Here is a 12,237-nt window from a genome sequence, read left to right on the forward strand (position 1 = left end):
GGCCGCCCCCCCCTGGTCGCCCGAGGGGGCTGGACCGGCTGCGCGACGCCTCGGCGATGATGCGCGAGCCGCCGCGCCGGCGGCAGGTGTCGATCAGCGTGACGCCATCCTTCGCCTCCAAATGGCTGCTGCCCCGGCTGGACGATTTCCACGACAAGCATCCCGAGATCGAGGTCTGGGTGTCGGCGGACATGCAGCCCGTCGATTTCAGCCAGGGGGCGACGGACCTGGCGATCCGCTACGGCGCCGGCGACTATCCCGGCCACGTCGCGGAGCGCCTGCTGATCGAGACCGTCCTGCCGGTCTGCGCGCCCTCGCTGATGCAGGGGGCCAATCCGATCCGGTCGCCGGCGGACCTGGCCCACCACGTCCTGCTGCACGACATGTCGGGCGACGGCGACGCCAGCCGGCCCGACTGGCCGATGTGGCTGATGGCCCGCGGCGTCCGCCACCCGGACGCCCGGCGCGGTTCGCGGTTCAATCAGTCGTCCTTGCTGATCGAGGCGGCGGCGGCGGGCCGGGGGGTCGCCCTGGCCAAGCGCACCCTGGCCCAGGCCGATCTGGCCGCGGGCCGCCTGATCGCGCCCTTCCACGACGGCGGCGCGGTCCTGGCTTTCGCCTACCACGCGGTCCATCCGCAGGGGCGCGTCCTGTCGCCGAGCGCGCGCCTTTTCATCGACTGGGTCAGACGCCAGGCGGCGCTGCACGAGACCGGCCTGGATCAGCTCTGAGGCGGTCAGGAGTTTTTCTGCAAGCGGAGGGCAGAAGAAGTCGTTGGCGCGCCAGCGCGGCCGTCTCCTATGGGCTGGGCCTTCGTTTGAGGCCGCCCATGTCCGACACCGCCGTCCTGGAAAAACCCGCCGCCCCGTCGCCGTGGTTCTCGCCGTCGATCCTGTGGACCCGCCGGTGGACCGACCGGCTGTTCAGCTTCGCGGTGGAGCGGCCCGAGGGCTTCCGCTTCCGGTCCGGCGAGTTCGTGATGATCGGCCTGCCCGCCGAGGCCCCGGGAGGGAAGCCGATCCTGCGAGCCTACTCGATCGCCAGCCCGGCCTGGGCCGACGAGCTGGAGTTCTTCTCCATCCGGGTCCCCGACGGCCCGCTGACCTCGCGCCTGGGCCTGGCGGGGCGGGGGATCGGTCCTGCTGGGCCGCAAGCCGACCGGCACCCTGGTGCTGGACGCCCTGGCGGGCGGCAAGCGGCTGTATCTCATCGCGAGCGGCACCGGCCTCGCGCCGTGGCTGAGCGTCCTTCGCGATCCGGAGACCTATGAGCGGTTCGACGAGATCGTCGTCACCCACACGGTGCGCGAGGTCCGCGACCTGGCCTATCGCGACTTCCTGCGGCGCGACGTCTTGGAGGATCCGCTGGTCGGGGACTTGGCCGTCTCGCGCCTGGTCTACTATCCCACCGTCACCCGCGAACCGTTCGAACGGCCCGGCCGCCTGACGCACCGCATCGACGACGGCTCCTTCTTCGAGGACCTGGGCCTTCCGCGCGGTTCGACCCGGCGGTCGACCGCGCGATGATCTGCGGCTCCACCGCCATGATCCGGGACATCGCCGAGCGGCTCGAGGCGGCTGGCTTGAAGGAAGGGTCGAACGCGGCGCCGGCGGACTTCGTCCTCGAGCGGGCGTTCGTGGGCTGAGGGGGAACGCGCATGACCGCCATCGCCCGCCTGTCGCCCGAGGCCGCACCGCCGGTCTTTCCGCCCCGCAAGGAGGCGCTGTCGCCCCACCTGCGCCGCCTGGAAGCCGAGGCCATCGAGATCTTCCGCGAGGTCGCCGCCACCGCCGGCAACCCCGTGATGCTGTACTCGATCGGCAAGGACTCGGGCGTGCTGCTGCATCTCGCGGCCAAGGCCTTCCATCCCGCGCCGCCTCCGTTCCCGCTGCTGCACGTCGATACGACCTGGAAGTTCCGCGAGATGATCGCCCACCGCGACGCCATCGCCGAGCGGTACCGCGTCTCTCTGCTGGTCCATGTGAACCGGGAGGGCCTGGCCCGGGGGATCTCCCCCCTGGCGTCGGGATCCTCGATCCACACCCAGGTGATGAAGACCGAGGCGCTGAAGCAGGCCCTGGACCTGCACCGGTTCGACGTCGCCTTCGGCGGCGCCCGTCGGGACGAAGAGAAGAGCCGCGCCAAGGAGCGGGTGTTCTCGGTCCGTGGGCCCGGTCACGCCTGGGACCCCCGCCGGCAGAAACCCGAGCTATGGAACCTGTGGAACTCGGGCCTGGCCGCCGGGGAATCCCTGCGGGTCTTTCCCCTGTCCAACTGGACCGAGCTCGACGTCTGGGAATACACCCGCGCCGAGAACATCCCGGTGGTGCCGCTCTACTTCTCGGCGCCGCGGCCGGTGGTCGAGCGGGACGGCGCCCTGATCGTCCGGGACGACGACCGGCTCGTCCTGCGTCCGGGCGAGGCGGTCGAGGTCCGCCGCGTCCGTTTCCGCTCTCTGGGCTGCTATCCCCTGTCGGCCGCGATCGAGAGCGAGGCGGCCGACATCGACGCGGTCATCGACGAACTCCGCGCCAGCCGCCGGTCCGAGCGCCACGGCCGGCTGATCGACGCGGACGAGACCGCCTCGATGGAGCGCAAGAAGCGCGAGGGCTATTTCTGATGGACGGCGAGGTTCTGCCCCTGGGCCGCCCGACGCGGCCGCGCGATCACCTGCGGTTCCTCACCTGCGGTTCGGTCGACGACGGCAAGTCGACCCTCATCGGGCGCCTGCTGCACGACACCGGCCAGGTCGCCGACGACCAGCTCGCGGCGCTGGAGCGGGACAGCCGCCGCTTCGGGACCACCGGCGACGACCTGGACTTCGCCCTGCTGCTGGACGGCCTGGAGGCCGAGCGCGAGCAGGGCATCACCATCGACGTGGCCCACCGATACTTTTCGACCGCACGCCGCCACTTCATCGTCGCCGACACCCCGGGACACGAGCAGTACACGCGCAACATGGCGACCGGCGCGTCCGGCGCGGACGCCGCCGTCATCCTGGTCGACGCCCGGCGGGGGATCACCGCCCAGACCGAGCGGCACAGCCGCATCGTCTCGCTGTTCGGCATCCGCCATGTCATCCTGGCCGTGAACAAGATCGACCTGGTCGATCATGACGCCGAGCGCTTCGCCGAGATCGAGCGCGCCTACGCCGCCTTCGCCGCGGGTCTGGCGTTCCGCTCGGTCGGCGCCGTGCCGATCAGCGCCCGACATGGCGACAATATCGTGCACCGCTCGCCCGGCCTGGGCTGGCACGCGGGTCCGACCCTGGTGGAGGCGCTGGAGGCCCTTCCGGTCGAGGACGACCGGGCCGAGCGGCCGTTCCGCTTCGTCGTGCAGTTCGTCAACCGTCCCGACGCGGACTTCCGCGGCTACGCCGGCACCGTCGCGTCCGGCCGCATCCGCGCGGGAGATCAGGTCACGGTCTGCCCGTCGGGCCGAACCGCCACCGTGTCGCGCATCGTCACCTGGGAGGGCGATCGCACCTCGGCCGAGGCCGGAGACGCGGTCACCCTGGTCCTGCACGAGCAGCTGGACATCGCCAGGGGCGACGTCCTGGCCCATCCCTTCGCCCGGCCGTCCTCGGTCGACCGCTTCTCCGCCAGCCTGCTGTGGATGGGCGACGAGCCCTTCTCGCCGACCCGCGCCTATCGGGTCCGGATGGGGACCCGCACGGTCGCGGCCAAGGTCGCCCTGGCGGGGGCCGAGACCGGAGAGGCGGCGCGCCTGTCGCCGAACGACATCGCCAAGGTGGCGCTCAGCCTGTCCGGGCCCGTCGCATTCGACGCCTTCGCCGACGATCCCGCGCTCGGCGCCCTGGTGCTGATCGACCGCGAAACCGGCGCCGTCGTCGGGGCCGGGGTGGCGGAGCGCCCCCTGGATCAGCCGCGTCACATCTATCCCAGCGCCGAAGGGATCAGCCGCCAGGAGCGCGCGGAACTGAACGGCCACGCCGGCGGCGCGGTCTGGCTGACCGGCCTCTCCGGCGCCGGAAAGTCGACGATCGCGGCCGCCTTGGAGCGCGACCTGCACGCGCGGGGCGTCCGCACCATGTTGCTGGACGGCGACAACCTGCGGCACGGCCTGAACCGCGATCTGGGCTTCTCGATGGAGGACCGGGCCGAGAACGTCCGCCGCGCCGGAGAGGTCGCCCGTCTGTTCGCCGAGGGCGGGGTGATCAGCCTGTGCGCGCTCATCTCGCCCAGCGCCGCCGCGCGCCAGGCGGTTCGGGACCGGTTCGCCCCCGGTGCCTTCCTCGAGGTGTTCGTCGACGCGCCGATCGACGCCTGCCGGTCGCGCGATCCAAAGGGGCTGTACGCGCGGTCCGACGCCGGGATCATCGACGACCTGACGGGCGTTCACTCCGCCTACGAACCGCCCGTGTCGCCGGACCTGGTCCTGGACACCCTCGCCGTCTCGCCTCAGGAGGCCGCGCGCCGCATTCTTCAGCTGCTGGAGACGCGGGGCTGGATCGGGACGGGCGGGTGAGCGGCGAGCGATCCGGTTGAGACGCCGCCGGCGGCTTGAACCCGCCGGCTCGGGAGCTATGCTTGAGGCAGAGATCAGGCCGGGTTCCCGGCCAGGCCGGCGCCCGGACCCGTGTTCGGGGCGAACCCGGTCCGGCGTCCGTCGATAACCTGACGCCACGACAGTCCCTTGATCCGGAGGCCGCCGTGGCGCGCAAGCTGACGCTCGATTTCCTGAAGACCGAAGCCGCCTCGGGCGCGGCCCTGGGCCTGGCGGCCGTCGCCGCCCTCATCGTGGCCAACTCGCCCTGGTCCGACGCCTATTTCGCGTGGCTGAAGAGCGAGCACCTGCTCCAGATCGGCCCGCTGACCCACCGGCTCTCCATCTCCGGATGGATCAAGGAAGGGCTGATGGCGGTCTTCTTCCTCGTCGTCGGCCTGGAGATCAAATACGAGATCCTGCGCGGCGAACTGAGCGATCCGCGCAAGCTGGCCACGCCCGTCGTGGCGGCGGCCGGCGGCATGATCGCGCCGGCCCTGGTCTATCTGGCCCTCTCGAGCAGCCTGGGCGGGCCGCACCAGGGCTGGCCGATCCCCCTGGCCACCGACATCGCCTTCGCCCTGGCCGTCTTCGCCCTGGCGGCGCGGACCCTGCCGTCGTCGCTGCGGGTCTTCCTGCTGACCCTGGCGATCGTCGACGACCTGGGGGCCATCGCCCTGATCGCCCTGCTGTTCTCCGCCGGCGTGGATCCCGCGCCGCTCGCCTGGGCCGCCGGGCTGCTGGTCGTGGGCGGGGTTCTGGCGCGGTTCCGCAAGATCCCGGCCCCCTTCTGGGTGCTGGGCTTCGGCCTGGTCTGGCATCTGACGGTGCTGTCGGGTCTGTCGACCTCGCTGACGGCCGTCGCCTTCGCGGCCATCGTCCCGGTCAAGGAGCGCCGCGTGGACGGCCAAAGCCCGCTGCGCGAGGCGATGCACGACCTGCACGCCTATGTGGCCTGGCTGATCCTGCCTCTGTTCGCCTTCGCCAAGGCGGGGGTCAGCTTCGCGGGGCTGTCGCTGGAGCAGGCGACGGCGCCCCTGGTCCTGGGCGTGGCCCTGGGCCTGTTCCTGGGCAAGCAGATCGGCGTCTTCGGCGCCGCCGTCCTGGTGGCCGCCCTGAAGATCGGCCGCCGGCCCTCGGGCGCTACCTGGCTGGAGCTCTACGGGGTCAGCCTGCTCTGCGGGGTCGGGTTCACGATGAGCCTGTTCATCGGCGTCCTGGCCTTTCCCGGAGCGATCGACTCGCCGGAGCAGGTGGAGGTCAAGCTGGGCGTCCTGGGCGGGTCTCTGCTTTCGGGCCTGGCGGGCGGCGCGATTCTTGGGTTGGCCGCCCATCGGCGCAAGAAATTCGCTCAACCGGATGCGGATACTCACCTCGAGTGAGCGAATATTGACGTAACGTCATCGGTTTCTGTCGCTTTTGCGTCACAGTCAGCCTTTCCCCACGGCTGAAATAGGGCGTGATCGGGCGCGCCTGCTTGTCGCTGAGTCCCGCCTGAGTTACCCAAAACACTGGAGTTCCGCGCTCCACGATAAGGGCGCGGGCCATGGGATCAGGAAACGCCGCGGCCGCCCGTCGACAAGACGGCGCCGGGCCAACGTCGGGGAGCCGTGCATGCGCTTTACCAATCTTCTTCGCACCACCGTTTCGGCCGCGGTCGTGGGCGCCTGCGCCTTCGGCGTCGTCGGCGCGGCGTCCGCTCAGGACCAGGACGGGCCGACGACGATCGACGACATCATCGTCACCGCCCAGAAGCGCGAGCAGAACCTGCAGGACGTGCCGATCGTGGTCACCAGCCTGCCGGCCGAGATTCTGAACGAAGCGGGCGTCCGCGACATCAAGGATCTGCAGATCCTGACCCCCGGCATGACCGTCACCTCGACGCAGTCGGAAGCCTCGACCACCGCCCGCATCCGCGGCGTCGGCACCGTCGGCGACAACCCCGGCCTGGAAAGCTCGGTCGGCGTGGTGATCGACGGCGTCTACCGCTCGCGCAACTCGGTCGGCTTCGGCGATCTGGGCGAACTGCAGCGCATCGAAGTGCTGAAGGGGCCGCAGGGCACGCTCTTCGGCAAGAACACCTCGGCCGGCGTCATCAACATCATCACCGAAGCCCCGTCGTTCACGCCGGGCTATAACGCCGAGGGGACCTTCGGCAACTACGACGCCCTGGGCCTCTCCGGCTCGGTGACCGGCCCGATCACCGACACCCTGGCCTATCGCCTGTACGCCGGGGCCCGCAAGCGCGAAGGGTTCTACGACGTCGACACCGGCGACGGCCCGCGCCGCGAGCGGGACGACGCGAACCAGAACTTCCGGACGGTGCGCGGCCAACTGCTGTGGCTGCCGAACGACAACGCCTCGGTCCGCCTGATCGCCGACTACACCAAGCGGGACGAATACTGCTGCACCGGCGTGCAGATCCGCACCGGCCCGACCTATCCGCTGGTCGACATGCTGTCGAACGGCACGGGCCAGCGTCCTCCGGCCACCGGCTTCGGCGTGCTGCCGTTCTCGCGTCAGGCCTTCGCCAACCGCGGCACCGGCCAGGAGATCACGGACAAGGGCGTCTCGGTCGAAGCCAATATCGACCTGCCGTCCCTGTTCGGCGGGGCCACGCTGACGTCCGTCACCTCGTGGCGCGACTGGCAGGGCGATATCGGCATGGATATCGACTACACCGGCGCCGACCTCCTGTACCGCCAGCAGGACGGCGACTACGGCTACGGCGTCAAGAACGTGACCCAGGAGCTCCGGCTGGCCGGCTCCAACGACCGCCTCGACTGGCTGGTCGGCCTGTTCGCCACCAAGGAGGACATCACCCGGGCGGACAGCTACTATTTCGGCGCCGACTACACGCCGTTCCTGTCGCTGCTGCTCACGAGCCAGCTGAACCGCGCCACCGCCGGCCTGCCGACGCCTCCCGGCCCGATCCCGGTCAACCCGGGGCGCATCGGTTGCTTCAGCGCGCCCGGCCAGACCGCGCTTGGCCTGCAGGGCTGCCTGTACGGTGCGGTTCCGGCCACCGGGCCCGGCTTCATCGTCGGCCAGGGCGTCGAAGACGTCTATGAGCAGGAATCGACCTCCTACGCCATCTTCACCAACAACACCTGGCACGTCACCGACCAGTTCGACCTGACCCTGGGCCTGCGCTACACGCTCGACGACAAGAGCCTGGACGCCCGCCAGCGCAACGTGAACGGCAACGGAAACACCTGCGCCGCCATCGGGGCGAACGCCGCGGCGATCGCCGGCGCCCTCGGCGCCGCCGCCGCCCAGCAGATCGTGGGCAACGCCTGCCTCCCGTGGGCCAACGCCGCCTACAACAACCGGAACATCTCCGAGAGCTTCGACGACGGCGAGCTGACCGGCACCATCAAGGCGTCGTACCGCTTCAACGACTCGGTGATGGCCTACGCGTCGTACGCCCGCGGCTACAAGAGCTTCGGCTACAACCTCGATCGCGTGCAGACGGGCGTCACGCCGACCGCCTCGCTGCTGTTCCCGTCGGAAGTCGTGGACAGCTACGAAGCCGGCGTGAAGATGACCCTGGTCAACCGCACGGTTCTGCTGAACGCCACCTACTTCGACCAGACGTTCAGCGACTTCCAGCTCAACACCTTCCTCGGCACCGCCTTCGTGGTGGAATCGATCCCCGAGCTGACGTCGCGCGGCGTCGACGCCGACTTCCTGTGGTTCACCCCGATCGAGGGACTGAGCCTGCAGGGCGGCGTGACCTACACCAAGACCGAGTACGGCAACTTCACCGCCGCCGACCTGACCAACCCGGGCAACTTCCCGCAGCTGTCGCTGCTGCCGGGCGCGACGGCGTCGTTCGCTCCGGAATGGTCGGCCTCGGCCGCGGTCAGCTTCGACCGCGACATCGGCAACGACCTGCGCGCGGGCTTCAGCCTGGCGGCCAAGTACATGTCCGAGTACAACACCGGCTCGGACCTGCTGCCGTTCAAGATGCAGGACGCGTTCACCACCCTGAACGGCCGCGTCAGCATCGGCACCGCCGACGAGCGCTGGACGCTGGAGGTCTGGGGACAGAACCTGACGGACGAGGAGTACGTCCAGGTCGCCTACAACGCCCCCCTGCAGGGTTCGGCGTTCCAGACGACGCTCCAGCCGAACGGCACGTACTACAACCCGGCGCTCGACACCCAGACCTACGACGCCTACCTGGGCCAGCCGCGCACCTACGGCCTGACCCTGCGCTTCAAGTACTGACCGCTTCGCCGCCAGGCGGACGACGGAACCGGCCGGGGGCGACCCGGCCGGTTTTGTCTTGGGGCGGCCCGCAAGGCGTTCCACACGCCGGCGCCGGCCCTGTCCCGGAGAAGGCGATCCTGCGCCAGGGACCGCGGACGCGAGCGCCTGGCCCGCCGCACGGCGTCGGCCCGTCGGCAAGGGCAAGGGCTAGGTTCGATCGACATTCAGTCGATAGCCTTGGCCTCTCCGATCCTTGTTTTCCGTCATGGCCGGGCTTGTCCCGGCCATCCAGGACCATGATCGGGGCCCTTGGAGGTCTCGACCTCCGCCTTTCGTGTTCATGGAGTCCCGGCGGGTTCACCCCTCGGGCGAGGCCGCGCAAGCGGCGCGACCCGGGGGCCGGGAATGACGGGTTTGAATGTCGATCGAACCTGATCGACCTTCAGTCCCGACCCGTCATTCCGGGGCGTCCGCTGGACGAACCTGGAACCCAGGCGTTTGAACCCGGTGTCGATCTGGGTCAGCGGCATGGCTGCAGCCTTGGGTTCCGGGGTCTTTGCTGCGCTAAGCCCCGGAATGACGATCCCTGGGCGCCGGAATCCCTGAACGTCGATTGGCCCCAGGCCAAGGCGCGAGGCCGGGACCGTCCGAAGACGATCCCGGCCCATGGCTCAATCCGCCGGGCTCGGCTCGGGCCGGACCGGGTGGTCACGCTGGCCGGCGAACAGCCGGCTCATGCGCCGGCCGAAGAAGCCGGCGATGTCGTCCACGATGGTGAAGATCGGCGGGATGAACAGCAGCGACAGGAAGGTCGAGGAAATCAGTCCGCCGACGACCGCGATGGCCATGGGGGACCGGAACTCCACGTCGGCGCCCCAGCCCAGGGCCACCGGCAGCATGCCGGCGCCCATGGCGAAGGTGGTCATCAGGATCGGCCGCGCCCGCTTGTGGGCGGCGTCGACGATGGCGTCCAGGCGCTTCATCCCGGCCTTCTCGGCCTCGATGACGTAGTCGACCAGCAGGATGGAGTTCTTGGCCGCGATGCCCATCAGCATCAGCACCCCGATCAGGGACGAGATCGAGAAGCTGGAGCTGGCGATCAGCAGGGCCACGAAGGCGCCGCCGATGGCCAGCGGCAGGGACGCCATGATGGTGATCGGATAGGCGAAGCTGCGGAACAGCAGCACCAGCACCGCGTACATCAGCAGGATGCCGGTCGCGAAGGCGATGGCGAAGCCGGTGACCATCTCCTGGATGAATTCGGCGTCGCCGGCCGGAACGGGGCGCACCCCGGCCGGCAGGTTCTTCACTGACGGCAGCTGCGACACCGCCTGTTGGGCTTCGCCGGAACGGATGCCGTCCAGCTCGGCGGTGATCGAGGCGATCCGCGAGCGGTCCTGACGCAGCACCTGCGAGGGGCCGGCGCCGAACTCGATGTCGGCCACCGCGCTGAGGGGGACCGAGCCGCCGCTGGCCGTCGGCACGCGCAGGGTCTCGAGCACCGCCAGGTCTTCGCGGGCCTCGGGCGTCAGCTGCAGGCGGATCGGCACCTGGCGGTCGCCGAGGTTGTACTTGGGCAGGTTCTGCTCGACGTCGCCGAGGGTGGCGACGCGGATGGTCTGGGAGATGTCGCCGGCCGAGACGCCCATCAGGGCGGCCTGATCCGGACGCGGCGTGACCAGGATCTCAGGCCGGGCGATGGCGGCGGTGTTGACCACGTTGGCCAGGCCCGGAACGCCCCGCATCTCGGCTTCGATCCGACGGGCGGCGGCCTCAAGGGCCTCCGGATTGTCGCTCAGGATGGCGAAGGTGTAGCTGGTCCCGTCGCTGGGCCCGCCGCCTTGCTGGGCGCGCCCGACCCGATGCGTGCGCCCGGAATGGACTTCCACCGGTCGACCATCTCGCGCTGGAAGGCCTGCTGGCTGATCTTGCGTTGGCCCTTGGGGACCATGGCCGCGTAGACGTTGGCCTGGTTCACCTCCTGGCCGCCGATGGCGGCGTAGACCGACAGGACCTCGTCGCGGGCCCGCAGGTCGCGGGTGACGCGCTGAACGATGGCGTCGGTCTGGGCCAGGGTGGCGCCGGGCGGCAGTTCGACCGAGAAGGCCGCCCGCGACTGGTCGCCGGCGGACATGAACTCGAACGGCACCTTGGACGCCAGGAAGCCGCAGCCGATGAACAGCAGGGTGCCCATGGCGAACACCTTCCAGCGGTTCCGCAGGCTCCAGCCCAGGGCCTTCAGATAGCCGGCCATCCAGAACGGGTCGGCGTCCTCGTGCTTGGTGTGCTTCAGCATATAGGCCGCCATCAGCGGCGTGAGCGTTCGGGCGACCAGCAGCGAGAAGGCCACCGAGACGCAGGCCGCCAGGGCGAAGGCCTTGAAGAACTGGCCCACGATGCCCGGCATGAAGCCGACGGGAGCGAAGACGGCGATGATGGTGGCTGTGGTGGCCACGACCGCCAGGCCGATCTCGTCGGCGGCCTCCATCGAGGCGTTGTAGGGCGACTTGCCGTTGCGCATGTGGCGGACGATGTTCTCGATCTCCACGATGGCGTCGTCGACCAGGATGCCGACCGTCAGCGACAGGGCCAGCAGGGTGACGCCGTTCAGGGACTGGTTCATCGGCCCCAGGATCGCGAAGGTCGGGATCAGCGACAGCGGCATGGCCGTCGCCGTGATCAGCGTCGCGCGCCAGTCGCGCAGGAAGATGAACACCACCACGACCGCCAGGGCCGCGCCCAGCGCCAGGGCCTCCAGCGAGGCGATGTAGCTCTCCTCGATGTATTTCACGTTGGAGTCGACCGTCTCGATGGTCAGCTCCGGATGCGCCTCGTCGATCTCGGCGACCTTCTCGCGGACGCGCTCGGACACCTTGACCTCGGAGCCGGTGCGCGAGCGCAGGAAGTTGAAGGTCACCGCCTCCTGACCGTCGAAGCGCGCCAGGCGGCGCGGTTCGCTCCACTGGTCCTCGACGGCGCCCAGGTCGCCCAGGCGGACGGTGCGGCCGCCGGCCAGGGGCACCAGGGTCTCGCGCAACTGCTCGATCGAGCCTGCGGCGCCCAGGGCGCGGATGGCCCGTTCGGAGCCGGAGATGGTCACGCGGCCGCCGGGCAGGTCGCTGTTGACGGCCGTCAGCGCCTGGCTGACCGAGGCCGCGGTCAGGCCGAACGAGGCCAGGCGGTCGGGGTCCAGCTCGACGCGGATCTCGCGGTCCACGCCGCCCGAGCGGTTCACTTCGCCGACGCCCCGAATGGCCAGCAGTTCGCGGCTGACCTCGTTGTCGATGAACCAGCTGATCTGCTCGGGGGTCATCGTCGGCGAGCGGACCACCCAGGTGATCAGCGGGTCGCCAGTGATGTCGATACGCTGGACGGCGGGCTCCAGCATGTCCTGGGGCAGGGAGCCCCTGAGGCCGCTCATGGCGTTGCGGACGCGTTGGTGGCCCGTTCGGTGTCGGTGCCCAGCTCGAACTCGATCGTCGTCACCGACGAGCCGTCCAGGATCTGGGAGTTGAT

The 12,237-nt window shown here is 70.0% G+C and carries 7 protein-coding genes and 1 pseudogene; 6 read left to right on the forward strand and 2 right to left on the reverse strand.

Annotation, left to right across the window (positions count from 1 at the left end; genetic code table 11):
- The 6 genes and pseudogenes from AC2W7C_RS06305 to AC2W7C_RS06330 all read left to right on the forward strand — a co-directional run.
- A partial coding sequence (locus AC2W7C_RS06305) for a LysR substrate-binding domain-containing protein (RefSeq protein WP_486000678.1) occupies positions 1-731 on the forward strand: 731 nt, incomplete at its 5' end.
- A 98-nt stretch (positions 732-829) separates the two neighbouring features.
- Positions 830-1,645, forward strand: a pseudogene (locus AC2W7C_RS06310) (ferredoxin--NADP reductase).
- Between the two features lie 12 nt (positions 1,646-1,657).
- Positions 1,658-2,620, forward strand: a complete 963-nt coding sequence (gene cysD / locus AC2W7C_RS06315) for a sulfate adenylyltransferase subunit CysD (RefSeq protein WP_486000679.1) — start codon at positions 1,658-1,660, stop codon at positions 2,618-2,620.
- On the forward strand, positions 2,620-4,488 hold the full coding sequence (cysC, locus tag AC2W7C_RS06320) for an adenylyl-sulfate kinase (RefSeq protein ID WP_486000680.1): 1,869 nt from the start codon (positions 2,620-2,622) through the stop codon (positions 4,486-4,488). Before cysD ends, cysC begins: the two co-directional genes overlap by 1 nt.
- A 185-nt stretch (positions 4,489-4,673) precedes the next feature.
- Entirely contained in the window at positions 4,674-5,888 is a 1,215-nt protein-coding gene (nhaA, locus tag AC2W7C_RS06325) for a Na+/H+ antiporter NhaA (RefSeq protein WP_486000681.1), read from the forward strand.
- Between the two features lie 232 nt (positions 5,889-6,120).
- Positions 6,121-8,739 (forward strand): TonB-dependent receptor, encoded by a 2,619-nt coding sequence (locus tag AC2W7C_RS06330; protein ID WP_486000682.1) that lies wholly within the window; start codon positions 6,121-6,123, stop codon positions 8,737-8,739.
- Between the two features lie 653 nt (positions 8,740-9,392).
- Here AC2W7C_RS06330 and AC2W7C_RS06335 read toward each other — a convergent pair.
- Complete coding sequence (locus tag AC2W7C_RS06335; RefSeq protein ID WP_486000683.1) at positions 9,393-10,610, reverse strand: efflux RND transporter permease subunit; 1,218 nt, start codon at positions 10,608-10,610, stop codon at positions 9,393-9,395.
- Positions 10,517-12,142: an efflux RND transporter permease subunit gene (locus AC2W7C_RS06340; RefSeq protein WP_486000684.1), complete on the reverse strand. Its 1,626-nt coding sequence runs from the start codon at positions 12,140-12,142 to the stop codon at positions 10,517-10,519. Before AC2W7C_RS06340 ends, AC2W7C_RS06335 begins: the two co-directional genes overlap by 94 nt.
- Positions 12,143-12,237: the final 95 nt, after the last annotated feature.

Source organism: Brevundimonas sp. CURTG3B2_SDJG, from assembly GCF_057364705.1.

What these genes read in the sequence shown, in the direction of transcription:
- cysC (WP_486000680.1), top strand. Translation starts at nt 2,620, where the DNA reads ATGGACGGCGAGGTTCTGCCCCTGGGCCGCCCGACGCGGCCGCGCGAT.
- AC2W7C_RS06330 (WP_486000682.1), top strand. Translation starts at nt 6,121, where the DNA reads ATGCGCTTTACCAATCTTCTTCGCACCACCGTTTCGGCCGCGGTCGTG.
- AC2W7C_RS06340 (WP_486000684.1), bottom strand. Translation starts at nt 12,142, where the DNA reads ATGAGCGGCCTCAGGGGCTCCCTGCCCCAGGACATGCTGGAGCCCGCC.
- cysD (WP_486000679.1), top strand. Translation starts at nt 1,658, where the DNA reads ATGACCGCCATCGCCCGCCTGTCGCCCGAGGCCGCACCGCCGGTCTTT.